The 360-nt window shown below is 50.3% G+C and carries 1 protein-coding gene and 1 tRNA gene; both read right to left on the minus strand.

Annotation, left to right across the window (positions count from 1 at the left end; translation table 11 throughout):
• The coding region (locus OGY07_RS02915) for a GTP-binding protein (protein WP_001326213.1) at positions 1 to 167 on the minus strand (167 nt) is incomplete at its 3' end.
• Between the two features lie 116 nt (positions 168 to 283).
• Positions 284 to 359, minus strand: a tRNA-Thr gene (locus OGY07_RS02920).
• Position 360 lies beyond the last annotated feature (1 nt).

Below are 360 nucleotides of genomic sequence, written 5' to 3' on the forward strand. Positions count from 1 at the left end.
TCTTCCGGCGCGTTATCGATCTGGTCGAATGCGCGAGCAGCACCGCCGTAGGTTTTAGCCAGTACGGTAGTGATTGCAGCGGTCAGCGTTGTTTTACCATGGTCAACGTGGCCGATAGTACCGACGTTAACGTGCGGTTTTGTACGTTCAAACTTTTCTTTAGACATCGATTGTCCCTCTAAGACACGGATAAATCGGTGATATCACCACATCAACCAGGCGATATGCCTGACTGTTGAATCATTGAGTCGTTACAGAGAAAACACGGGAAGGAGAAGTGAAGTGGTGCTGATACCCAGAGTCGAACTGGGGACCTCACCCTTACCAAGGGTGCGCTCTACCAACTGAGCCATATCAGCA

The sequence above is a fragment of the Citrobacter sp. Cs237 genome (assembly GCF_030332325.1).
GTDB classification, from domain to species: domain Bacteria; phylum Pseudomonadota; class Gammaproteobacteria; order Enterobacterales; family Enterobacteriaceae; genus Citrobacter_A; species Citrobacter_A sedlakii.